Source organism: Streptomyces sp. NPDC048623 (assembly GCF_040650755.1).
Taxonomy (GTDB): Bacteria; Actinomycetota; Actinomycetes; order Streptomycetales; family Streptomycetaceae; genus Streptomyces.
Window position 1 is genome coordinate 89,182 of record NZ_JBEZHV010000005.1, and the last position, 22,289, is coordinate 111,470.

25 protein-coding genes and 1 tRNA gene are annotated in these 22,289 nt (G+C 71.7%); 9 read left to right on the forward strand and 17 right to left on the reverse strand.

Annotation, left to right across the window (positions count from 1 at the left end; all coding sequences use genetic code 11):
* Nucleotides 1-62 precede the first annotated feature (62 nt).
* The gene (locus AB0C73_RS09285) at nt 63-527 is read right to left on the reverse strand and encodes a GatB/YqeY domain-containing protein (protein ID WP_362526593.1); all 465 of its coding nucleotides are present in this window, start codon (nt 525-527) and stop codon (nt 63-65) included.
* A gap of 123 nt (nt 528-650) precedes the next feature.
* Between AB0C73_RS09285 and AB0C73_RS09290 the strand changes: the two genes are divergently transcribed.
* The 3 genes from AB0C73_RS09290 (at nt 651) to AB0C73_RS09300 (ending at nt 3,210) form a co-directional block, all read left to right on the forward strand.
* The gene (locus AB0C73_RS09290) at nt 651-1,589 is read left to right on the forward strand and encodes a metallophosphoesterase (RefSeq protein ID WP_362526595.1); all 939 of its coding nucleotides are present in this window, start codon (nt 651-653) and stop codon (nt 1,587-1,589) included.
* A gap of 79 nt (nt 1,590-1,668) precedes the next feature.
* A tRNA-Pro gene (locus AB0C73_RS09295) sits at nt 1,669-1,742 on the forward strand.
* Nucleotides 1,743-2,142: 400 nt separating this feature from the next.
* Complete coding sequence (locus AB0C73_RS09300; protein ID WP_362526597.1) at nt 2,143-3,210, forward strand: serine/threonine-protein kinase; 1,068 nt, start codon at nt 2,143-2,145, stop codon at nt 3,208-3,210.
* A gap of 29 nt (nt 3,211-3,239) precedes the next feature.
* Here the strand turns inward: AB0C73_RS09300 and AB0C73_RS09305 are convergent, their stop codons facing one another.
* Nucleotides 3,240-3,521 carry a hypothetical protein gene (locus AB0C73_RS09305; RefSeq protein WP_362526599.1) on the reverse strand — a complete coding sequence of 94 codons (282 nt, stop codon included), beginning with the start codon at nt 3,519-3,521 and terminating at the stop codon, nt 3,240-3,242.
* Between the two features lie 127 nt (nt 3,522-3,648).
* Between AB0C73_RS09305 and AB0C73_RS09310 the strand changes: the two genes are divergently transcribed.
* Nucleotides 3,649-3,933 carry a DUF6191 domain-containing protein gene (locus AB0C73_RS09310; protein ID WP_362526601.1) on the forward strand — a complete coding sequence of 95 codons (285 nt, stop codon included), beginning with the start codon at nt 3,649-3,651 and terminating at the stop codon, nt 3,931-3,933.
* 70 nt (nt 3,934-4,003) lie between these two features.
* On the opposite strand, the gene AB0C73_RS09315 is transcribed toward AB0C73_RS09310, so the two are convergent.
* Nucleotides 4,004-4,834 (reverse strand): class I SAM-dependent methyltransferase, encoded by an 831-nt coding sequence (locus AB0C73_RS09315; RefSeq protein ID WP_362526603.1) that lies wholly within the window; start codon nt 4,832-4,834, stop codon nt 4,004-4,006.
* 70 nt (nt 4,835-4,904) lie between these two features.
* On the opposite strand from AB0C73_RS09315, the gene AB0C73_RS09320 reads away from it, so the two are divergent.
* Both AB0C73_RS09320 and AB0C73_RS09325 read left to right on the forward strand, forming a co-directional pair.
* Complete coding sequence (locus AB0C73_RS09320) at nt 4,905-6,818, forward strand: prolyl oligopeptidase family serine peptidase (RefSeq protein WP_362526605.1); 1,914 nt, start codon at nt 4,905-4,907, stop codon at nt 6,816-6,818.
* 23 nt (nt 6,819-6,841) lie between these two features.
* Nucleotides 6,842-7,582 (forward strand): SURF1 family protein, encoded by a 741-nt coding sequence (locus AB0C73_RS09325; protein WP_362526607.1) that lies wholly within the window; start codon nt 6,842-6,844, stop codon nt 7,580-7,582.
* A 152-nt stretch (nt 7,583-7,734) separates the two neighbouring features.
* Here AB0C73_RS09325 and AB0C73_RS09330 read toward each other — a convergent pair whose 3' ends face one another.
* The 7 genes from AB0C73_RS09330 to AB0C73_RS09360 all read right to left on the reverse strand — a co-directional run bounded on the left by AB0C73_RS09330 (nt 7,735) and on the right by AB0C73_RS09360 (nt 14,493).
* Nucleotides 7,735-8,925 (reverse strand): hypothetical protein, encoded by a 1,191-nt coding sequence (locus AB0C73_RS09330; protein ID WP_362526608.1) that lies wholly within the window; start codon nt 8,923-8,925, stop codon nt 7,735-7,737.
* Entirely contained in the window at nt 8,922-9,599 is a 678-nt protein-coding gene (locus AB0C73_RS09335) for a SigE family RNA polymerase sigma factor (RefSeq protein ID WP_362526610.1), read from the reverse strand. The genes AB0C73_RS09330 and AB0C73_RS09335 overlap by 4 nt, the downstream gene beginning before the upstream one ends.
* 357 nt (nt 9,600-9,956) lie before the next feature.
* Nucleotides 9,957-11,036, reverse strand: coding sequence for an aspartate-semialdehyde dehydrogenase (locus AB0C73_RS09340; RefSeq protein WP_362526612.1), 1,080 nt, complete (start codon nt 11,034-11,036; stop codon nt 9,957-9,959).
* Between the two features lie 16 nt (nt 11,037-11,052).
* Nucleotides 11,053-12,333 carry an aspartate kinase gene (locus AB0C73_RS09345; RefSeq protein ID WP_362526614.1) on the reverse strand — a complete coding sequence of 427 codons (1,281 nt, stop codon included), beginning with the start codon at nt 12,331-12,333 and terminating at the stop codon, nt 11,053-11,055.
* A 335-nt stretch (nt 12,334-12,668) separates the two neighbouring features.
* Nucleotides 12,669-13,322: a DUF5063 domain-containing protein gene (locus tag AB0C73_RS09350; RefSeq protein ID WP_362526616.1), complete on the reverse strand. Its 654-nt coding sequence runs from the start codon at nt 13,320-13,322 to the stop codon at nt 12,669-12,671.
* A 47-nt stretch (nt 13,323-13,369) separates the two neighbouring features.
* Nucleotides 13,370-13,969, reverse strand: a complete 600-nt coding sequence (gene recR / locus AB0C73_RS09355; RefSeq protein ID WP_265865201.1) for a recombination mediator RecR — start codon at nt 13,967-13,969, stop codon at nt 13,370-13,372.
* A 185-nt stretch (nt 13,970-14,154) separates the two neighbouring features.
* A complete protein-coding gene (locus tag AB0C73_RS09360; protein WP_362526618.1) occupies nt 14,155-14,493 on the reverse strand; it encodes a YbaB/EbfC family nucleoid-associated protein in 339 nt (112 codons plus the stop codon).
* Nucleotides 14,494-14,780: 287 nt separating this feature from the next.
* Between AB0C73_RS09360 and AB0C73_RS09365 the strand changes: the two genes are divergently transcribed.
* A complete protein-coding gene (locus tag AB0C73_RS09365; RefSeq protein WP_362527233.1) occupies nt 14,781-15,566 on the forward strand; it encodes an SLATT domain-containing protein in 786 nt (261 codons plus the stop codon).
* Between the two features lie 64 nt (nt 15,567-15,630).
* Here the strand turns inward: AB0C73_RS09365 and AB0C73_RS09370 are convergent, their stop codons facing one another.
* The 5 genes from AB0C73_RS09370 to AB0C73_RS09390 all read right to left on the reverse strand — a co-directional run bounded on the left by AB0C73_RS09370 (nt 15,631) and on the right by AB0C73_RS09390 (nt 19,599).
* Nucleotides 15,631-16,284, reverse strand: coding sequence for a hypothetical protein (locus AB0C73_RS09370; protein ID WP_362526620.1), 654 nt, complete (start codon nt 16,282-16,284; stop codon nt 15,631-15,633).
* A 167-nt stretch (nt 16,285-16,451) separates the two neighbouring features.
* Entirely contained in the window at nt 16,452-17,162 is a 711-nt protein-coding gene (locus AB0C73_RS09375) for a GntR family transcriptional regulator (RefSeq protein WP_362526622.1), read from the reverse strand.
* Nucleotides 17,163-17,248: 86 nt separating this feature from the next.
* A complete protein-coding gene (locus AB0C73_RS09380) occupies nt 17,249-18,610 on the reverse strand; it encodes an aspartate aminotransferase family protein (RefSeq protein WP_362526624.1) in 1,362 nt (453 codons plus the stop codon).
* A 260-nt stretch (nt 18,611-18,870) separates the two neighbouring features.
* Entirely contained in the window at nt 18,871-19,119 is a 249-nt protein-coding gene (locus tag AB0C73_RS09385; protein WP_362526626.1) for a hypothetical protein, read from the reverse strand.
* A gap of 90 nt (nt 19,120-19,209) precedes the next feature.
* The gene (locus tag AB0C73_RS09390) at nt 19,210-19,599 is read right to left on the reverse strand and encodes a hypothetical protein (protein WP_362526628.1); all 390 of its coding nucleotides are present in this window, start codon (nt 19,597-19,599) and stop codon (nt 19,210-19,212) included.
* Between the two features lie 183 nt (nt 19,600-19,782).
* On the opposite strand from AB0C73_RS09390, the gene AB0C73_RS09395 reads away from it, so the two are divergent.
* Together AB0C73_RS09395 and AB0C73_RS09400 are read left to right on the forward strand one after the other, a co-directional pair.
* Nucleotides 19,783-20,619, forward strand: a complete 837-nt coding sequence (locus AB0C73_RS09395) for a helix-turn-helix transcriptional regulator (protein WP_362526630.1) — start codon at nt 19,783-19,785, stop codon at nt 20,617-20,619.
* The gene (locus tag AB0C73_RS09400; protein ID WP_362526632.1) at nt 20,616-20,795 is read left to right on the forward strand and encodes a DUF397 domain-containing protein; all 180 of its coding nucleotides are present in this window, start codon (nt 20,616-20,618) and stop codon (nt 20,793-20,795) included. Before AB0C73_RS09395 ends, AB0C73_RS09400 begins: the two co-directional genes overlap by 4 nt.
* A 4-nt stretch (nt 20,796-20,799) precedes the next feature.
* Here the strand turns inward: AB0C73_RS09400 and AB0C73_RS09405 are convergent, their stop codons facing one another.
* Both AB0C73_RS09405 and AB0C73_RS09410 read right to left on the reverse strand, forming a co-directional pair.
* Nucleotides 20,800-21,699, reverse strand: coding sequence for a glycoside hydrolase family 19 protein (locus AB0C73_RS09405; protein ID WP_362526634.1), 900 nt, complete (start codon nt 21,697-21,699; stop codon nt 20,800-20,802).
* A 127-nt stretch (nt 21,700-21,826) separates the two neighbouring features.
* Nucleotides 21,827-22,270 (reverse strand): MarR family transcriptional regulator, encoded by a 444-nt coding sequence (locus AB0C73_RS09410; protein ID WP_362527236.1) that lies wholly within the window; start codon nt 22,268-22,270, stop codon nt 21,827-21,829.
* Nucleotides 22,271-22,289: the final 19 nt, after the last annotated feature.

Genomic DNA, 22,289 nt, shown 5'->3' on the forward strand with positions numbered 1-22,289 from the left:
GCGCCTTCGCGTCGGTGCCTGTTCCAGGGGTACGCGCCCCGGGGCCGCCGCGGATCCCCGGATCAGCCCGCGAGCAGCTTCTTCACGGCGGCGGCCACGCGGCCGCCCTCCGCCTGGCCGGCGACCTTCGGGTTCACGATCTTCATGACGGCGCCCATCGCGCGCGGCCCCTCGGCGCCCGCGGCCTTCGCCTCCTCGACGGCGGCGGCCACGACGGCCTCCAGCTCCTCGTCGGACAGCTGCTTCGGCAGGTACGCGTCGAGGACCTCGCCCTCGGCCAGCTCGCGCGCGGCGGACTCGGCGCGACCGCCCTGGGTGAAGGCGTCCGCGGCCTCGCGGCGCTTCTTCGCCTCCTTGGCGATCACCTTCTGCACCTCGTCGTCGGAGAGCTCGCGCTTGGTCTTGCCCGCGACCTCCTCCTTGTTGATCGCGGCGATGGTCATCCGCAGGGTCGAGGAGCGCAGCTCGTCGCGTCCCTTGATCGCGGCGGTGAGGTCGTCCTGAAGCTTGGCCTTGAGCGTGGTCATGGGATCAAGTGTGTCAGGTGCAGGGCCGGTACCGCCCGCTCATTTCCGTGTGGGGGTATTCCCGTGCGGGGGTCTCCGCCGATCCACGGTCTGCGACGATCCACGGTCTGCGACGATATGGGGATGCGCGCACGGTACGGGATCCCCCTGAAGATCACGGCAGGACTCACGGCGACGGCGGCGGCCGGCCTCGTCTACGCGGCGGGCTTCGAGGCCCGCTCCTTCCGACTGCGCCGGGTGACCGTCCCGGTGCTCCCCAAGGGCATGCGCGACCTGCGCGTCCTCCAGGTCTCCGACATCCACATGGTCAGCGGCCAGCGCAAGAAGCGCGCCTGGCTCCAGTCGCTCGCCGGGCTGCGCCCCGACTTCGTCGTGAACACCGGCGACAACCTCTCCGACACCGAGGCGGTGCCGGAGGTGCTCGACGCGCTGGGACCGCTGATGGAGTTCCCCGGCGTGTACGTCTTCGGCTCCAACGACTACTACGGCCCGCGGCTGCGCAACCCCGCCCTCTATCTGAAGGAGAAGGTGCAGGGGAAGCACGGCCTCAACGGCAACCCGCCGGTCGTCGGCGCCGTCCACAACCCCTGGGAGGGGATGCGGGACGCCTTCGACGCGGCCGGCTGGGTGAACCTGACCAACACCCGCGGCCGGCTGAAGCTGCCCGACCTGGACCTCGCCTTCACCGGCATCGACGACCCGCACATCAAGCGCGACCGGTACGAGCGCGTGGCCGGCGGCCCCGACCGGGACGCCGACTTCTCGATGGGCGTGGTGCACGCGCCGTACCTGCGCGCCCTGGACGCCTTCACGGCGGACGGCTACGACCTGCTCCTGGCCGGCCACACCCACGGCGGGCAGCTCTGCATCCCCTTCTACGGCGCCCTGGTCACCAACTGCGACCTGGACACCGACCGTGTGAAGGGCCTCTCCACCCACACGGCCGCCGGCCACACCTCGTACCTCCACGTCTCGGCCGGCTGCGGCACCAACCGCTTCACCCCGGTCCGCTTCGCCTGCCCGCCCGAGGCGACCCTGCTGACGCTGACCGCCCGCCCCTGAATACCGGATTTCGTCTCTGGCCGCCGGTGGGCTAAAGTAATCGATGTCGCCGCGGAGAGCAGGAACGAAGCAGCGACACCGGGGTGTAGCGCAGCTTGGCAGCGCGCTTCGTTCGGGACGAAGAGGTCGTGGGTTCAAATCCCGCCACCCCGACAGCCGAAATACCACTCAGGGGCCTGATTCGCGAGAGCGGATCAGGCCCCTGAGTGGTTTCCCGGGTCTCTCGGCCTGCTCCGGTCGTCGAGGACGATGACGGCGGGGCCGTTCCTCTTCTCCGCCTCGTGGGTCACCTGATCCACCGCGAGGGCGGTCCTCCGGTACACAGCCGCGGCCAGGGCCCAGGTCGCCAGATCCTGGTGGGGAGCCCGGTCGTCGTCCTGGCCGGCCGCGGAAGTCTCGTCGTGAGGATCCTCGACGGGACCTGGCGGCCGCGAGACGGGCCGGACGGGTCGGACGGGTCGGACGGGTCGGACGGGTCAGGCGCGGACGCGGGGCAAGGACCCGTCAAGAGCCGCTCTACGATGGGACGTCGAGAAGAAGGGTGGGGTCTCTGGTGCTGGTCGCGGACCGATATCGGCTCCAAGGGTGTGTCGGGCGTGGCGGCATGGGCGAGGTGTGGCGGGCCACCGACGAGGTGCTCGGGCGCGATGTGGCCGTGAAGCTGATGCTCGGCCACGAGCACGATCCGTCGGCGGCCGAGCGGTTCCGGATGGAGGCGCAGACCGCCGCGCGGCTGAGTCATCCGCACGTGGTCGGCGTCTTCGACTTCGGGACCTGGGACGGAAAGCTGTTCCTGGTCATGGAGTTGGTGTCCGGCGACAGCCTGGCCGGGGACCGGGGGCGGTCGGTGGTGCTCGGGGCCGAGCAGGTGGCCACCGTGGCCGCGCACGCGGCCGCCGGGCTCGCGGCGGCACACCGGCAGGGCGTGGTGCACCGGGACATCAAGCCGGGGAACCTGCTGATGGACGCCGACGGCACCGTGAAACTCGCCGACTTCGGCATCGCCCGCTTCGTCGACGACCCGTCGGCCGGGCTCACCACCACCGGGCAGATCGTGGGTACGGGCCTCTATCTCGCGCCCGAGCGGGCCCTCGGGCAGCCCGCGTCGCCCGCGTCCGACGTCTACTCGCTGGGCTGCGTGCTCTACCAACTGCTCACCGGGCAGCCGCCGTTCCGCGCCGACACCGCGACCGCGCTGCTGTACCAGCACATCGACACCCCGCCGACGCCGCCGCGGCAGCTCGGCGTGCCGATGCCGGCCGCGTTCGAGGCCTACCTGCTGTCGCTGCTCGCCAAGCAGCCCGAGCAGCGGCCCGCGGCCCAGGCCATCGCCGACTGGTTCACCTCCGGTTCGTGGCGCGACCAGCCGATGCCACTGCCCCAGGCCGTACCGCAGCCGCCCGTCCCCCAGGCCGCCCCGGCCCCGCTCCCGACCGCGCCGGTGCCCATGCCCGTACCGGCCGCGCCGGCGCCGCAGCAGCCCAGGTCCCGGCGCGCGCAGCCGCCCGCCGAGAACCCGCTGGCCGCGATATCCCGGCGCAGACCGCGCCGTACCGCCGCCGTCGCCGGCGCGGTCGCCTTCGTCGTCTTCCTGCTGATCGGGATGGCCTGGCTCAGCTGAGCCTCGTACGCATCAAGGCCTCGGTGGCCTCAGTACACCCGCGGGGCCATCACATGCCCCTCCTGCTCCTCCGGCCCGAGCAGCAGGCAGCGCGGCACTCCCGGGCCCGGGGTGGCCCGGACGATCACCGGGGTCGGCGGGTCGGTCGGCAGCTCGACGTGGACCATGACCGGGCGGTCGTCCTGGCTCGTGGCATGCCCCGTCTCCTTGCCGTCCACCAGGATCTCGACGACCGGGTGATGGCCGGTCTGCACGGTGGCGCTGACCGAATGGCCGCGGTAGTCGATGTGGAAGTGGTGCCGTGCTCTCATGACGTCGCCTCCGCGCGCCGGGCCCGCCTTCCCTCCAGGGTAGGACCATCCCGTTCGTCCGACATGCGGTGGTACGCCCATGGTGTTCCGCCTTCCCCCGGGCGGCGGGCCCAGCCACAATGGCGGCATGGAGTTCGCCGTGTTCGTGACGCTGCCCGGGCTGGTCATCCTGCTGACCGCGCTCGCGTTCGGCGATCAGATCCTGCGCGCCACCGGGCGCGGACGGCGCCGCGGCCAGGTCTCGTCGACCGGCTTCGAACAGCTTCACGCCACCTTCTCGCAGGGCAAGCAGAACGAGCTGAAGGAGCGCCAGAGCTCCCTCGTGATGCGCGACGACGAGGAGGACGGCGCCCCGCCGCACCGCTCCACGGTGGACCTGGCGGGCGGACGCGCCGTCATCAGGCTCCCCTGAGCCACCGGACACCCGCGATCCGGCGGACTCCCGCGAGTCCGCCGGAGCAAGCCACTGGTCAGGCCGCTGGTCAGGCCGCCTTCGAGGCCCTGATCGAGTACATCAGCGGAATGCGGGGGTGGTCCGGCGCGAAGCGGTAGTAGCCGTCCTCGTGCCGGGTGAGCGAGCCGAAGCGCGGGAACAGCGTCGCGTCGTGCTCGTGCAGGAACTCGATCCGCAGCCCCGCCCTCGCGATCGCCGTGACGACCTCGCCGACCGGGTGCACCCACTCCACACTGCGGTTGTGGACGGTGGCGGCGTCGAGGTCCGCGTACGTGCCGGGCGTGGTGTCCACCCACGGGTCGCGCACGAAGTAGTCGTGGATGAGCCGGGTCGCCGTCTCGTCGTCGAACGAGTCGGCGATCGGGTGGAACTCGGCGACATAGAGGAAGCCGCCGGGCGCGACGAGGGCGGCGGCGGTCTCCGCCCAGCGGTCGAGGTCGGGGAGCCAGTTCAGCGCGCCGACGCCGGTGTAGACGATGTCGTACGAGGAGTCCGGCACCGCCTCGACCGCGTCGTACGCGTCGGCGGCGACGAACGCGGCCCGGTCCTGCGAGAGCCCGAGGTCGCGCGCGAGGCCGCGGGCGACCTCCACGGCCGGCTCGGAGTAGTCCAGGCCGACCACGCGCTCCGCTCCGTGCCGGGCCCAGGAGAGGGTGTCCAGGCCGATGTGGCACTGCAGGTGCAGCAGCGAGCGGCCGGTCACGTCGCCGACCTCCGCGAGCTCGAAGTCGCGCAGGGCCTCCTTGCCGGCACGGAAGCCGTCGAGGTCGTAGAACTCGCTGGCTGCATGGAGGGGGACGCGCTCGTCCCAGCGGGCCCGGTTGGCCGCGTACCAGTCCTCGGGGGTGGGTGCGTACATGCCCGGGAGGTTATCCACAGGCTGAGGGCGGGGCGAACGAATTGTCGGCCGAGGCGAGCATGATGGCTCCATGACGCAGAGCGATGACAGCAGGGACAAGGACCTCACCAGGGACACCGGCACAGACGCCGGGAGCGCTACAGACGTCGGCAGCGCTGCGGACGCCGGCAGCGCTTTCGAGGACTTCGCCGACGCCCCGGCCTGGGAGCAGCGGTTCCGCGCGCCGCGGGTCTCGCTGCCCGAGTGGGCCGAGGAGGCGCCGGACCGCTCGCTGTTCGTGTCGAACGCGACGGGGACGTACGAGCTGTACGCGTGGGACCGGGCGACCGGCGCGCAGCGGCAGGTCACCGACCGGCCGAACGGGACGACGGACGGCACGCTCAGCCCGGACGGGCGGTCGGTCTGGTGGTTCGCGGACACCGACGGCGACGAGTTCGGCGTGTGGATGCGGCAGCCGTTCGGCGGCGGCGCGGACGAGGAGGCCGTGCCGGGACTCGCCGCCTCCTATCCGGCGGGCCTGGCGCTCGGCCGGGACGGCACGGTCGTGGTGGGCCGGTCCACGGACGAGGACGGTTCGACCGTGCACCTGCTGCGCCCCGGCGCCGACGGGCCGGTGGAGATCTACCGGCACCGGGAGTCGGCCGGGGTCGGCGATCTGTCGTACGACGCGACGCTGGTCGCGGTCGAGCACACCGAGCACGGCGACGCGATGCACTCGGCGATCCGGGTGCTGCGGGCGGCGGACGCCTCGGTGGTGGCGGAGCTCGACGACACCAAGGGCGGTACGGAGGAGCTGGGCCTGAGCGTCCTCGGCTTCGCGCCGCTCGCCGGGGACACCCGGCTGCTCGTCGGGCACCAGCGGCGCGGACGCTGGGAGCCGATGCTGTGGGACGTGGCCACGGGCATGGAGACCGATCTGCGGCTCGACCTGCCGGGCGACGTGTCGGCCGAGTGGTATCCGGACGGCTCGGGGCTGCTGATCGTGCACGGCTTCGAGGCCCGCAGCGAGCTCTGGCGGTACGAGATCGCCACCGGCGCCCTGGTACGGGTGGACACCCCGGCCGGGTCGGTGTCGAGCGCGACGGCCCGCCCGGACGGCTCGGTGGAGTATCTGTGGTCCTCGGCCGCCCAGCCGCCGGTGGTCCGCTCCACGGACGGCTCGGTCGTCCTGGACCCTCCGGGTCCGAAGGCACCGGCGTCGGTGCCGGTGGAGGACGTGTGGGTGGAGGGCCCCGGGGGCCGGATCCACGCCCTGGTGCAGCGCCCGGGGGAGGGCGAGGGCCCGTTCCCGACCGTCTTCGAGGTGCACGGGGGTCCGACCTGGCACGACAGCGACGCCTTCGCGTCCGGCCCCGCCGCGTGGGTCGACCACGGGTACGCGGTGGTGCGGGTGAACTACCGCGGTTCCACCGGCTACGGCCGGGAGTGGACCGACGCGCTCAAGCACCGGGTGGGTCTGATCGAGCTGGAGGACATCGCCGCCGTGCGCGCGTGGGCGGTGGCGAGCGGCCTCGCGGACCCGGAGCGGCTGGTCCTGGCCGGCGGCTCGTGGGGCGGCTATCTGACGCTGCTCGGGCTCGGCACCCAGCCGGACGCCTGGGCGGTCGGTCTCGCCGCGGTGCCCGTCGCCGACTACGTGACGGCGTACGAGGACGAGATGGAGGCGCTGAAGGCGCTCGACCGCACCCTGCTCGGCGGCTCGCCCGAGGAGGTCCCGGAGCGGTACGCGGCCTCGTCGCCGCTCACCTACGTGGACGCGGTCACGGCCCCGGTGCACATCTCGGCCGGCGTCAACGACCCGCGCTGCCCGATCCGCCAGATCGACAACTACGTGGACCGGCTGGCCGCCCGCGGCGCGGTGCACGAGGTGTACCGGTACGACGCGGGGCACGGCTCGCTGGTGGTGGACGAGCGGATCAAGCAGGTGGCCCTGGACCTCGCCTTCGCGGCTCGTCACTTGGGGACCCGGAAGGAGGTGGGCTGAGCGGCCTTGCGTACCGTGGGGGTGTGTACCGGTTCCTGAGAACGCCCCGCTGGTGGGGGATCAACGTCTTCGTCCTGCTGGCGATCCCGTTCTGCCTGTTCATGGGGACCTGGCAGATGGGCAGGTTCGAGGCCCGCCTCGACTCGCACCAGAAGGCGGAGCAGCGGCCCGACCCGTCCGCCCGGACGGCCGAGGCGCTGGACTCGCTGCTGCCGGTGAGCGAGGACACCTCGGGGCGGGCGGCCCGGGCCAGCGGGCGGTACACCCAGCAGCTCCTGGTCCCCGACCGGGAACTGGACGGGCGCTCCGGCTCGTATGTGCTGACGCTCCTGAAGACGGACGGCGGCCGGGTGCTGCCGGTGGTCCGCGGCTGGCTGCCCTCGGGCGCGAAGGCCCCGGCCCCGCCGGCCGGCCAGGTCACCGTGACCGGCGCGCTGCAGGCCTCGGAGTCCACCGGCAGCAAGGGCGTCCACGCGGCCGGCGGGCTGCCGCAGGGGCAGCTCGCCATGATCAGCGCGGCGTCCCTGGTGAACGTGGTGCCGGACGAGGTGTACGACGCCTGGATCACCCTGGGCGAGTCGCCCGCCGGGCTCACCCCGGTACCGGCGAAGGCGGCGGCGGGCACCGGCCTGGACATGAAGGCCTTCCAGAACCTGGGCTACACGGCCGAGTGGTTCGTCTTCGCCGGGTTCGTGGTCTTCATGTGGTTCCGGCTGCTGCGCCGCGAGGTCGAGGCCTCCAAGGACGCGGCCCTGGGCCTCTAGCGCGCCGCCGCTGCACGTCCGCCGTACCCCGCCGTACCCCCGGGACCCCCGGGACCTGGGGTGGGGGTACGGGGCCCCTGGGCCCCGCTGCCGCGGGCTTGCCGGGTGCGGGGCGCCCGGAGGCCTCAGGACCCCGGGCCTGGCCCCGGGCCTCAGGAGGCGTCCAGGACCCCGGTGCGGTAGATCGTGCCGGCGCAGGCGTTGGGGATGGTCGCCGCGGCGACCGGACCGCCCGGGTCGGCGGTGTGGGTCACCTCGACGCTGCCGTCGGCCGGGCTGCCGTCGGCGCCGAGCTGGGTGGCCGCCGCGCTGTCCGTCGTACCGCTGCTGGTGGAGCCGCTCGTGCCGGTGCCGCCCGAGGTCGAGCCGCCGCCCGTCGAGGGGCTGGCGGTGGGCGTCGGGGTGGGGCCGGTGGTGGGGCAGGTCTCGCTGGGCACCCAGGCGAACCGCACCTCGTACGCGTTGTCCGGGGTCAGCAGCAGCTGCGGCGCCTCCTGCGAGGGGTCCGGCAGCGCGCTCGCCGCGTCCCCGCTGTGGTGCTCGACGACCGCGATCTTGGAACCGTCGGCCGCGCCGCGGACGGCGAAGCCGACCCGGCCGGCGCCGCCGACCACACAGTCGCTGGTGGAGACGTTGGCGATGCGGAAGGTGCCGTAGACCTTCCCCGACGCGTCGGGCGCGCCCGTCTGCACCGAGCTGATGCCCAGCTGCCCGGCCGCGCAGACCGGCTGGGACGGCGGGGCGCCGGAGGGAGTGCCGGCCGGGTCGGTACCGGTGCCGGGGCCCTGCGCCGAGGCGGTCGGCTTCCCGGTCGTGCCGTCGCTCCCGCCGGGCTTCGGCGCGGCCGTGCCGGGCATCGGGCCGGCGGTGTGCTGACCGCCCTCGATGCCGGTCTCGGTGCCCGTGCCGCCCTGGGCCTGTTCGCCGTGCCCGGCGTTGATCGCCTTGTCGGCGGTGATGCCGTCCGAGGAGGCCACGTGCACCAGGGCCGGGACGGCCGTGCCGACCAGGACGACCGCGGCGGCCATGCCGACCAGCGCCTGCCGCTTGCGGGCCCGGCGGGCGGGCACGGCCCGGCGCAGATGGTCGAGGGCGCCCTCGGTGGGTTCGAGACCGGCCACCGCGCCCTGGAGAAGCCGCCGCAGCGCCAGCTCGTCGGGCGTGCCGTTCTCCGGCGCTTCGTTCACCATCCCGCGTCCACTCAGGTCGTCCCGGTCACCGTGCTCGTCGTGCTGCCCGCGCCACTCGGGGCGGGTGTGCCGCGCCGCGGCGCGCCTCTCCGCGGCGCCGTCACGGGCACCCTCCCGGGTGCCGTCACCGGCGCCGTCCAGCGGCCCGCTCATGACGTCGCCTCCATGGCGACGCGCAGCGCCGCGATGCCACGGGAGCCGTACGCCTTGACGGACCCCAGGGAGATCCCGAGGGTCTCCGCGACCTGGGCCTCCGTCATGTCCGCGAAGTATCTCAGCACCAGGACCTCACGCTGCCGCCGCTGGAGTCCGCGCATCGCCTTGATGAGCGCGTCCCGCTCCAGCTGGTCGTAGGCGCCCTCCTCCGCGCTCGCCATGTCGGGCATGGGCTTGGAGAGCAGCTTGAGGCCGAGGATGCGCCGGCGCAGCGCGGAGCGCGAGAGGTTGACGACGGTCTGCCGCAGATAGGCCAGGGTCTTCTCGGGGTCGCGCACCCGGTTGCGCGCCGAGTGCACCCGGATGAAGGCCTCCTGGACGACGTCCTCGCAGGAGGCGGTGTCGTCGAGGAGCAGCGCGGCGAGACCCAGCAGCGAGCGGTAGTGCGCGCGGTAGGTCTCGGTGAGGTGGTCGACGGTGGTGCCGGCAGCCATCGTGTCGTCAGCGCCCTCGCGGGGCGCCGGAATACCGCTGATGCCGGCCGGTCGGCCGGTCCTGATGGGCATCGGCGCGATCACCGGCATGCCGCCGGCCGGGCGCGGCCGCCGGAGCGGGCGCACCGCGGTGCTGCGCAGCGGGATGACCGCCGCGATGTCGAGTACCTCTGCCACGCCTGTTGGACACGCTTCCCCCCGTCAGGGTTGTACGCGTACGCCACCGTTTTTGGCGGTGCGTCATTTGCCCTCATGCGTACCCGTTCTCCCCCAATGCCCCGCTCGTGCGGCGTGCTCCACGGCACATGGTTCCGGCGGTTCCGGGCGCACGCGAAGACGCTCCCGCCCGACCACTGGTTGCGGAGGGAGGGAAGAGCATCGTCGTCCAGGACATCTGACCTGATCAAGAGGCATCCGACGCCGAATTGCTCACAAGGCGTTCACAGATCCTACAAAGTTGAACGGTGGGGCGGGGTCGAATTCCGGACGCCCACCCGGCACACACCGGTCACACACCCGGCACTCACCCAGCACTCACCCGGCGCTGTCGGAAGCCGCCCGCTCCGCCGCGATGCGCTCCGCGATCTGTACGGCGTTGAGCGCGGCGCCCTTGCGGAGGTTGTCGGCGCAGGCGAAGAACTCCAGGCCCCGCTCGTCGTCGGGGTGACGCCGCACCCGCCCCACCCAGGTCGGGTCGGTGCCCACGACGTCGGCCGGCGTCGGATAGTCGCCCGCGGCCGGGTCGTCGTACAGCACCACACCCGGCGACGTGGCCAGGATCTCGTGGGCGCGCCCGACCGTCACCGGCCGCTCGAAGCGGGCGTGCACGACGGCGGAGTGCCCGGTGACGACGGGCACCCGGACACAGGTGGCCGTGACCGGCAGCCGCGGCAGGTCCAGGATCTTGCGGGTCTCCGCGCGGACGGCCAGTTCCTCGGAGGACCAGCCGTCGGCGGCGGGCTCGCCGGACCAGGGCAGCACGTTGAGGGCGAGCGGCCCCGGGAAGGGCCCGGTGTGGTCGCCGACGGCCCGCCGTACGTCGCCGGGGCGGGTGCCGAGCTCGCTGCCGGTGACCAGGGCAAGCTGTTCGCGCAGCGCCGCCTCTCCCGCGCGGCCCGCGCCGCTGGCGGCCTGCTGGAGCGTCACGACGGCCTCGGTGAGCCCGTACTCGGCGTGCAGCGCGCCCAGGGCGACGATCGGGGTGAGGGTGGCGCAGCCGGGGCTCGCGACGATGCCGCGCGGGCGCACCCGGGCGGCGTGCGCGTTGATCTCGGGGACCACGAGCGGCACGTCGGGGTCGGTCCGGAAGGCGGTGGAGGTGTCCACGACCACCGCGCCCTTGGCGACGGCGACCGGCGCCCAGCGGGCCGCGACGGCCCCGGGCACGGCGAAGAGCGCGAGGTCGACGCCGTCCAGACGGTCCTCGTGGGCGTCGCTCAGCGCGAGGACCTCGGTCTCCTCCCCCCGTACGGTCAGCCGGCGGCCGGCCGAACGGGGAGAGGCGAGCAGACGGATCTCGCCCCACACGTCCGCGTGGTGCGAGAGCGCCCCGAGCAGCACGGCGCCGACGGCCCCGGTCGCTCCCACGACCGCGAGCGTCGGTTTGCCGCTCATCGAGGTGTCCGGGTGGTCAGCGGCCGGTGCCGCCGTAGACCACGGCCTCGTCGGAGTCGCTGTCCAGGCCGAAGGCCGTGTGGACGGCGCGGACCGCCTCGTTGACGTCGTCGACGCGCGTGACGACCGAGATGCGGATCTCGGAGGTCGAGATCAGCTCGATGTTCACGCCCGCGTCGGACAGCGCCTTGAAGAAGTCCGCGGTGACCCCCGGGTTCGTCTTCATACCGGCGCCGACCAGGGAGATCTTGCCGATCTGGTCGTCGTAACGGAGTGAGTCGAAGCCGATCGTGGCCTTCGTCTTCTCCAGGGCGTCGATGGCCTTGCGGCCCTCGGCCTTGGGGAGGGTGAAGGAGATGTCCGTCAGACCCGTGGAGGCGGCGGACACGTTCTGCACGATCATGTCGATGTTGATCTCGGCGTCCGCGACGGCCCGGAAGATCGCCGCGGCCTCGCCCGGCTTGTCCGGGACGCCGACGACGGTGATCTTCGCCTCGGAGGTGTCGTGGGCGACACCGGAGATGATGGCCTGCTCCACGGGCTCGGCTCCTTGCTCGACGGGTCGTTCGTTGCTGACCCAGGTGCCCTGCAGTCCGGAGAAGGACGAACGGACGTGGATCGGGATGTTGTAGCGGCGCGCGTACTCGACGCAGCGGTGCAGCAGCACCTTGGAGCCGGACGCGGCGAGCTCCAGCATGTCCTCGAAGGAGATCCAGTCGATCTTCTTCGCCTTCTTCACCACCCGCGGGTCGGCGGTGAAGACGCCGTCGACGTCCGTGTAGATCTCACAGACCTCGGCGTCGAGCGCGGCGGCCAGGGCGACGGCGGTCGTGTCGGACCCGCCGCGGCCCAGGGTGGTGATGTCCTTCTTGTCCGCGGACACACCCTGGAAGCCGGCCACGATGGCGATGTTGCCCTCGTCGAGCGCGGTGCGGATCCGCCCCGGCGTGACATCGATGATGCGCGCTTTGTTGTGCACCGAGTCGGTGATGACACCGGCCTGGCTGCCCGTGAACGACTGGGCCTCGTGGCCCAGGTTTTTGATCGCCATGGCCAGGAGTGCCATGGAGATCCGCTCTCCGGCGGTCAGCAGCATGTCGAACTCGCGGCCGGCGGGCATCGGGGATACCTGCCCGGCGAGATCGATCAACTCGTCCGTCGTGTCGCCCATCGCGGAGACCACGACGACCACCTGGTGGCCGTTCTTCTTGGCTTCCACGATCCGCTTGGCGACGCGCTTGATGCCCTCGGCATCGGCAACGGAGGAGCCTCCGTACTTCTGCACGACAAGGCCCACGTGCGCTCCTCGCTCAGTGTCTGCCGCAGTTGAACACTGCGGTCGGCGTCAGTTTATCGAGCGGGCCGAAATCGCCGACCTTATATCACATCCTGAGATGTGATGTTCGGTAAGTGATCACGGGTTCGAGTTCCGAAACCGCCCGGCGGTCCGTCTTCCCCGGCACCCGGGGAAGTACGCAGATACGGGCGGGGTGTGGGCCGTCTCACATGCCGGTATCACTCGAACCGCTGAGCCGTCGCGAACCACCGGGCCGTCGCCATGGACAGCTGATGCGCGTCTGAGCCCCGGACTCAGAGTCGCTGGCTCAGGGTCCCCGGCTCAGAGTCCCTGGCTCAGAGTCCCTGGCGTCCGAGGCCGCCCAGCTCCTCCGCCATCACACGTCCCGCCTCCTCCGCGAGGGCGTCCTCCGTCAGGTCCTCGTCCGTGTCGAGGCCCGCGAGGTCGGCGAGTGGCTGGTCGAGCCGCACGTGCGCGACCAGGGACTGCAGGGCGCGCAGAGTGGCGGAGGCGGTCGGTCCCCAGTTGGAGAAGTACGAGAACTGCCACCACCACAGCGCCTCACTGGTCCGGCCGGCCCGGTAGTGGGCGAGGCCGTGCCGCAGGTCGGTGACGATGTCGGCGAGGTTGTCGGAGATCCGGGCCGGCACCGGCGCCTTGCGCGGCTCGTACGGGTCGAAGACCTCCGAGAACACGTCCACCGGGTCGAGCAGCGTCGCGAACCGCTCCCGCAGCTCGTCCACGTCCTGGTCCGGGCCCGTGTCCGGCTCGTACCGCTCGTCCGGGACGATGTCCTCGTGCGCGCCGAGCCGGCCGCCGGCCAGCAGCAGCTGGGAGATCTCCAGGAGCAGGAAGGGCACGGCACTGTCCGGCTCGTCGCCCTTCGCGAGCTCGGTCGTCGCGACGATGAAGCTCTCGATCGAGTCCGCGATCTGGACGGCGAAGTCGTCCGGGTCCTGCGTGATGGAGTGCAGCGTGGCGTCAGACATCGAGGAGCCTCCCTGAGAGTGCGCTTTCGTGCGCACGGACCCGGTCGTCATACATCTAGCAGTCGCCGCCCCTCGAAGGCACGCCCCAGGGTGACCTCGTCGGCGTACTCCAGGTCGCCGCCGACCGGCAGTCCGCTGGCCAGGCGGGTCACCTTCAGGCCCATGGGCTTGATCATCCGCGCCAGGTACGTCGCGGTGGCCTCGCCCTCCAGGTTCGGGTCGGTGGCCAGGATCAGCTCGGTGACCGTGCCGTCCGCGAGGCGCGCGAGCAGCTCGCGGATCCGCAGGTCGTCGGGTCCGACGCCCTCGATGGGGCTGATGGCGCCGCCGAGCACGTGGTAGCGGCCGCGGAACTCACGCGTCCGCTCGATCGCCACGACGTCCTTCGGCTCCTCGACCACGCAGATGACCGTCTGGTCGCGGCGCGGGTCGCGGCAGATGTTGCACTGCTCCTGCTGCGCCACGTTGCCGCAGACCGCGCAGAACCGGACCTTCTCCTTGACCTCCAGGAGCGCCTGGGCGAGCCGCCGCACGTCCGTGGGCTCGGCCTGGAGGATGTGGAAGGCGATCCGCTGGGCGCTCTTGGGCCCGACGCCGGGCAGCCTGCCCAGTTCGTCGATGAGGTCCTGGACCACGCCTTCGTACAACGTCAGCGCCCTTCTGGGAGTGCTTGATTCTTACGGTAGTGGCTGGAAACCGGCCACAGAAGATGTACGGACGAACCCGCCGTCCGGATGTACGGGCCGCACCCGGCCCCGTACGGATCGGGTCGTACGGATCCGGTCGTACGGTCGTACGGTCGTACGGTCGTACGGTCGTACGGTCGTACGGCTCAGAAGCCGAGGCCCGGCATCCCGCCGCCCAGGCCCTGCGCCAGCGGGCCCAGCTTGGCCTGCTGAAGCTGCTGCGCGTTGTCGTTGGCGGCCTGGACGGCGGCCACGATCAGGTCGGCCAGGGTCTCGGTGTCCTCCGGGTCGACCGCCTTCGGGTCGATGACCAGACCGCGCAGTTCACCGGAGCCGGTCACGGTCGCCTTCACCAGGCCGCCGCCCGCCTGCCCGTCGACCTCGGTCGCCGCGAGCTCCGCCTGGGCACGGGCGAGGTCCTGCTGCATCTTCTGCGCCTGCTGGAGGAGCTGCTGCATGTTGGGCTGGCCACCACCGGGGATCACGGTCACTCCTCAGGTTCTGGGATCAGGTTCCGGGATCAGGTTTCGGAACCTGGTGCAAACGAGCCTACGTGGTCCCCGACCCCCACGCCGACGCAACTCTTTCGAGTGAGAAACTGCGGGCTCCTCTACCTGATCAACACCCTCTTGCGGGCGGAAATCCCGGGATTCCGGGCCCACAGCCCACCATTCGGCGGTAGGAAGGGCAGGCACCACGTGCACCGCACGTCACAGAAGGACACGAGCGCTGAGCTGAACAGAGGAGTTCCCCGGTGAGCCAGCAGCCGGACATGCAGCCGCAGCCGGGGAATCCCGAAGGCCCGCGGAACCCCGAAGGCCCGGGCCGGCCCGAGGGCCCGGGGACGCCCGGGGGCCCGCGAAGGCCCGCCGGTCCGGCCGCCCACCGCGACGACCTGACCGGGGCGCCCTTCCCGCTGGGCGACTGGGGCGAGCCCGCCGAGCGCCTCGACGAGCTCTACCGCTGGGTCGAGTCCAACGCGCTGCGCACCGCCGAGTGGTACCTCTCCGACCGGGTCTGGAAGCGCCGCTGCGCCCGCGTCCTGCGCGTCGGCACCGCCGTCGGCGTGATCGCCGGCGCCGCGCTGCCGCTGCTCGACCTGACCGGAGTGGCCGACGGGACGTCCGGCTGGGGCTATCTCTCGCTGCTGCTCGGCGCAGCCTGTCTGGCCTGCGACCGCTACTTCGGCCTGACCTCGGGCTGGATAAGGAGCGTGGCCACCGCCCAGGCCGTGCAGCGACGGCTCCAGGCCCTCCAGTTCGACTGGGCCTCGGAGAGCGTCCGCGAGGTGCTCGGCCCCACCGAGGGCACGGCCAGCGAGGCCGCCGAACGCTGCCTGGGCGTGCTGCGGCGCTTCTCGGAGGACATCACCGAGCTGGTACGGGCGGAGACCGCCGACTGGATGGTCGAGTTCCGCTCGGGCCCGGCACCGCTGGCCCTGCAGTCGGTCGCCACCGCCCCGCCCCGCCCCGAGACCGGGTACTCCGCGGGCCGCTTCCCGCTCCCGCCGGGCACCCGCCCGAACATGCCGCGCCAGCGGCCGCCGGAGCCGCGCTGAGGCGGGGCCGTAGGGGCGGGCCCTTAGGGGTGGCGCGGCCCCCTGGCCGGATACGTACCCCGGATCAGCTCAGGATGATCATCGAGCCCTGGCCCAGGCTGCGGGTCGCCGCCGCGTGGAGGCCCAGCCAGACGTGCCGCTCGCGGGCGAAGGGGCTGTCGTCCTGGTACGGGGCGGGGGCGGCGGGTTCGTCCAGTTCGGTGGGCCGCTCCGGAGGCCGGGGCGCGGCCGGCGGGTTCGCCGGGTCGATGCCGATCGCGGGCGCCACGAACTCCAGCTCCCGCAGCAGCCCGTGCGAGGAGCCGAGCGGGCCGCCGCCCGCGAGCAGCTCGTCGTTGGAGAGCGGCACGGGGAAGTCGACCGGCACATAGGCGCCGGCGTGGTCGTAGTGCCACACCAGGTGGGACTGCTGGGCCGTCGCCTCGAACATCTCCAGGAGCTGCTCGTAGTCCCCGCCGAGCTCGCCGACCGGCTCCACCGGCAGCCCGCACATCTGGAGCAGATAGGCGCGGCGCAGGAAGTGCAGGGCCTCGTAGTCGAACCCGGCGACCGGGGCGACGTCCCCGGACAGCCCCGGCATGTAGGCGAAGACGGGCACGGTGGGCAGGCCGGCCGAGGTCAGGGCGTGGTCGTAGACCGCGATCTCCTCGGCGAAGGGGTTGTCGGGGCTGTGGCACAGCACGTCGACGAGGGGGACCAGCCACAGGTCACAGGCCAAGACAGGCTCGCTCTCCGTCAGTTGCAGGGACCGTCAGAGTAGTGCGGCCTCGTGACCCCGCACACCCGCTGGGTGCCTGCCCCCGCGAGAACCTCCTCAACCCGTACGCCCGGCGCGGAAGTCCGACTCGTGCCCCCGGTCCGGAGGTCCCGCCGGGCGCGCGGGCCTCAGCCCTTACGGCCCGCGCGGGCGTCCAGGCGGTCGGCCCACTCCAGGGACCGGCTGTTGTAGGCCCGTACGACAGCGACCGCGCCCTCCGCGTCGCCGCGCGTGATCGCGTCGATCAGCTCGATGTGGCCGCTCCACAGCCAGCCGAGCAGATCGCGGTCGGACCGCAGATAGGGCACGGAGAACACCCAGGCCTGGACGCGCAGGCGGTGCAGGAAGTCGGCGATGTAGTCGTTGGCGGCGACCAGGCGGCCCAGTTCGCGCCAGTAGCGGATGTCGTAGCCGATGAGGACGTCCAGGTCCCCGGCGCGGGCCGCACGCGCGGCGGCCTCGCCCCGGCGGCGTATGGAGACCAGGGCGACGCCGTAGGAGACGTCGGGCTCGGCGGACGCCTGGGAGGCGGGGACGCGGCGGCGGAAGATGCCGTCCACGACGAGCATCCGGGCCTCGACCATGCCCCGGTAGTCGTCCACCGAGAACTCGTGCACGCGGAAGCCCCGGTGCTGGTCGGAGTCGAGGAGCCCCTGGGCGCACAGGTCGACCAGCGCTTCTCGTACGGGCGTCGCCGAAACCCCGTACTGCTCGGCGATCTGCTTGACCGTGAACTCCTGGCCCGGCTGGAGACGCCCCGCGAGCACCTCGTCACGCAGCGCGTCCGCGATCTGCTGTCGCAGGGTGCTGCGGGTGACTCCTGCTCCGCTCGCGGCCATGATGACCGGCCCCCTCCGTACGACTTCCGGACACCCTAATCCAGGGCCGGGAGGGGGCGGATCACCGTTGGGTGACGGTCACACGGTCACACCGTGTGCTCGTCGGCGACGCTCAGCGCCGCGTCGAGGGCGGCGAGACCCTCCTTGGCCTCCGCCTCGGAGACGTTGCAGGCGGGGACGGCGTGGGTGCGGTTCATGTTCACGAAGGGCCACAGGCCGTTCTTCTTCGCCGCGGCGGCGAAGGCGGCCATGGGCGCGTTGGCCTCGCCCGCCGCGTTGTACGGGACGAGCGGCTCGCGCGTCTCCTTGTTCCTGACCAGGTCGAGCGCCCAGAAGACACCCATGCCGCGCACCTCGCCGACCGACGGGTGACGCTCGGCGAGCTCGCGCAGACCGGGACCGAGGACGGTCTCGCCGATGCGGGCGGCATTCTCGACGACCTTCTCGTCCGCCATCACGTGGATGGTGGCGACGGCGGCGGCGCAGGCGAGCGGGTGGCCGGAGTAGGTGAGGCCGCCCGGGTAGGCGCGGGTGGAGAAGGTGGCGGCGATCTTCTCGCTGATGGCGACGCCGCCGAGGGGCACGTAACCGGAGTTCACGCCCTTGGCGAAGGTCATCAGGTCGGGCACGACGCCGAAGTGCTCGGAGGCGAACCACTTGCCGGTGCGCCCGAAGCCCGCCATGACCTCGTCGAGGATGAAGACGATGCCGTACTTGTCGCAGATCTCGCGGACACCGGCGAGGTAGCCGGGCGGCGGGGTCATGATGCCGGCGGTGCCGGGCACGGTCTCCAGGATGATCGCGGCGACGGTCTGCGGACCCTCGAACGCGATCGTGTCCTCCAGGTGCTGGAGCGCGCGCTGGCACTCCTCCGCCTCGGTGGTGGCGTAGAAGGGCGAGCGGTAGAGGAACGGCGCCCAGAAGTGCACGACACCGGCCGAGGCGGTGTCGGAGGGCCAGCGGCGCGGGTCACCCGTCAGGTTGATCGCGGTGGAGGTGGCGCCGTGGTAGGAGCGGTACGCGGAGAACACCTTGTGGCGGCCCGTGTGCAGGCGGGCCATGCGGACGGCGTTCTCGACGGCCTCGGCGCCGCCGTTGGTGAAGAAGATCTTGTCCAGGTCGCCCGGCGTGCGCTCGGCGATGAGGCGTGCGGCCTCGGAGCGTACGTCGATGGCGAAGGCGGGCGCGAAGGTGGTGAGCTTCGCGGCCTGCTCCTGGATCGCGGCGACGACCTTGGGGTGCTGGTAGCCGATGTTGGTGTAGACGAGGCCGCTGGTGAAGTCGAGGTAGCGGTTGCCGTCGTAGTCCCAGAAGTACGAACCCTCGGCGCCGGCGACGGCGAGCGGGTCGATCAGTCCCTGGGCGGACCAGGAGTGGAACACGTGCGCGCGGTCGGCGGCCTTGACCGCCGCTCCGGCCTGGGGGTCGGGTTCGACATGAGGGGTCATGGGGCGAGGGTAAGGAACCGCAGGTGGGACGGGCCATGACCATCTTGTCCACCGAGACCGGGCCGGACGAGACAGTGTGCCGCGCGCGGCGAGGATCCCTGACGCCCGCGTCCCGGCCGCCACGATCCGCGGCGCCACGGCGGGACCGGCTCGGCAGGGTCACCAGTAGGTGACCTGCTGCTTCACCACCTCGGCGACGAACGCGGGCGGTGCACCGCCGACGACGTACTCCCCGGCGGGGTCGTACTCCCAGCGCCAGGTCACTCGGACACCGCCCGCGCGGCCTCGTCCTCGACGGCGCGGAGCTCGTCCATCGCCGCGCGAAACGCGGGGTCGCCCTTGCCACTGGTGTGATGCAGCACGTCCAGGGCATGGCGGCGCCGGGTGGAGAGATCAGAGCGACGCTCGATCCCCACCTCCCGCGCCCAGACGCTGAGCCAGCCATGGATGGGCCCGAGGGAGTCGTGCTCAGCGGCGAGGGAGAAGGCGGCGTTCTTCTGCTGCTCCATCTCCCCCCAGCCGGTACGGAGCGATCCGGGCGAGGGCGAGACGCAAGGCATCCGGTGTGCGCTCGGGGCGCGAGTTGTCCCACCCACCCGTCACACGAGGATCTCGGCGACCGCGCTCCGCAGCAGGAGCGGGTGGACGAAACGGTCCGGGGCCGTCGGGGGAAAGCGCCAGGTCAGGGGCCAGGTCTTGCCCGCGAGGGCGGGGACGGGGACGTAACTCACCACCCCGGGCGCGGCATTGAACCGCGTCACCCCGCGCGGCCACGAACGGTGCGCCGTAGTGCCGGGCGGGAGCAGGAAGTAGACCCCGCGCCGCCCGTTCTCCTCTATGACCACCGGCCCCGGCTCCCCGCCCGTGAGCGCCGCCATCACGTCGGCCAGGTGTCGCCCGTCATCGCCGTCGACGCGGATGGCGTCGAATTGCACGCCGGCCTTGCGGAGTTGGAAACCCAAATAGGGAATCCAATCACAGGAGAGCATGTTTCGCTCTGCTTTTGAGGCATTCACAGGGACATGGTGACGGGTCGACGCTAGCGTTTTCCAGGACTGCTGAAGGTGCGTCGGCAATCACTTGACCTGCGTCAACGAATCTTGTGGGCAGTCGAATTCGGCGGGGAGCAGTTGAGACCGGTTGAGATCGGTTGAGTCCGATTGGGGAACGCGATGGCGCGAGCAGAAAACAAGGAAACGGCGGGGCCTGCGGCGCGAATGGCAGCGACGTTGGCGAAGAAACTGCGCCTGCGCGCGGGGCTCACACAGGAGCAGTTGGGGGCGCGTATGGGGTACAGCGGCGCCGCGATCAGCGCCATGGAGACCCTGGCGCAGCCGGTGAGCGACGAGATGCTGGTGAAGCTGGAGGAGGTGCTGGGCGACGGAACGGGCATCTTCGATGAGCTGCGGGAGCTCGTACGGCTGGAGCGGCTGCCAGCGTTGTTCCGGGAGTACGCGCCGCTGGAGCAGAAGGCCGCCACTCTGAGTCTCTTCTCTGTGCAGAACGTGCACGGCCTGTTCCAGACGGAGGAGTACGCGCGGGCGCAGATCGCGGGCGGATATCCACCCGTGAGCGATCAGCGCGCGGAGGAGCTGGTGAACGCGCGCATGGCGCGCAAGGCGCTCTTCGACAAGGAGCCCTTGTGCCTGATCGAGCTGATCCTGGACGAGTCGGCGCTGCACCATAAATTCGGCAGCGAGGAGACCATGCGCGAGCAGTACCGCTGCCTGGCGGAGTGCGCCCGACGGAAGAACGTCACCATCCAGATCCTGCCCCTCGGCGTCGGCCTGACAGGGGAGAACGCAGGGGACCGAGGCATGATGAATCTGGTCGAGACCGCCGAGAACGACCGGGTCGTCTACCTGGAGATCGGGGACGAGAGCGTGCTGATCAGCGACCCGGCAAAGGTACGCACATACGCCCAGCGTTATGCGAAGATCCGGGCACAGGCCCTGGACCCTCGCGAATCACTGGGCCTCATCGAGCAGTTGGCGGGAGAAGGAACATGAGCGAGACCCTGCACTGGTTCAAGTCCAGCTACAGCAGCAGCGCGGGCGGCGACTGCGTCGAGGTCGCCACCTGCCCGCACGCAGTCCACGTACGCGACTCCAAGAACGCCGACGGCGGGCCCACGTTCACCGTGGAGCCCGCCGCCTGGAGTGCGTTCGTCGCCTGGCAGGACTGACTGACTAGCAGTACAGGTTCGAACCAGCCGGGACGCCCAGGATCTGGGTGAACTGCTGGTACTTGGTGACCCGGCTCTGCACCTGGGCCGGGTTGCCGCCGTTGCATTCGAGCGAGCCGTTGATCGAGCGGATGGTCTCGCCGAAGCCGCGGCTGTTGACCATGGCGCTGTGGGCGGTCATGGTGCCGGGGCCGTTCTGGGTGTTCCAGTACCAGAGGCCGGTCTTCCAGGCGACGGCCGCGTCGCGCTCGACGCGGTAGGGGTCGGCGAGGAGGTTGATGCCGAGGGCGTCACCGGCTGCTTTGTAGTTGAAGTTCCAGGAGAGCTGGATGGGGCCGCGGCCGTAGTACGCGGACTGGCCGGCGGGGCAGCCGTAGGGCTGGCTCGTGTCGCAGTAGTGCGGGTAGTTGGCGGTGTTCTGCTCGACGATGTAGACGAGGCCGCCGGTCTCGTGGCTGACGTTGGCGAGGAAGGCGGCGGCCTCCTGCCTCTTCACGGTGTCGCTGCCGGTGGTGGCGAAGCCGGGGTACGCGCTGAGCGCGGCCTTGAGGCCGGCGTACGTGTAGAAGGAGTTCCGGCCCGGGAACATCTGGTTGAACTGGGCCTCGGAGACGACGAATCCGGAGGTGGACGGCGGCGGGGTCGTGCCGCCGCCGTCACCCCCGCCGCAGACGCCCTCGTCGCGCCAGACGTCGGTGGTGCCGGGGCGCTCGTTCTGGGTCCACCACTTCGCGTACCAGTTGTGACTGTTGTACGAGGCGGTCATGCCGCCCGTGTAGACGCTGGTGGAGTTCCAGGCGGCCACGCAGGCGGGGGCGGCGCCCGCGACGGTGGCGGGCAGGAATACGGCGAGGCCGGCGACCGTACAGATCGCGGCCAGGACGGTGAGGAGACGTCGCAGCATGCGGCTCGTCCTTCCGGTGGGGGAAGGCTCACGCAACCGCTATTGGTCTGCACCTGTCAATGGTCTGGACCAGATCGAACCGAACCGGACGCGACCGGACGGGACCGGACGCGGCCCAGCCCTTCCCTCAGCGGGACAGCACACGCTCCAACAGGCCCACGAGCAGCGCTCGTTCGGCGACGGAGAGCGGCGCCATCAACTCCTCCTGGGCCTCCGCGAGGACCGCGTCGAGGCGCTTGAGGTGCGTGCGGCCCTGCGGGGTGAGGGTGACGACATTGCGACGGCGGTCCTCGGGGTCGGGGGTGCGGGCGACGTGGCCGCGCTGCTCCAGCTCGTTGATGACGGAGACGAGATCGCTGCGGTAGACGCCGGTGCGGCGGCTGAGGCCGGCCTGGCTGGCCGGGCCGTACTCGTCGAGGGAGGCGAGCACGGCGTAGTGCCACTTGCGGGCACCGCCCTCGGCGGCCAGGCGCTCGCTCACCATGCGGTCCGCCTGCGCGGAGGTCAGCGCGAGCAGGCGGCTGGGCAGGGCGCGGAGGCGGCCGGGGGTCTGCGTCAGCCGCTCGTCCATCTCGCCCGTCCGGGGCACG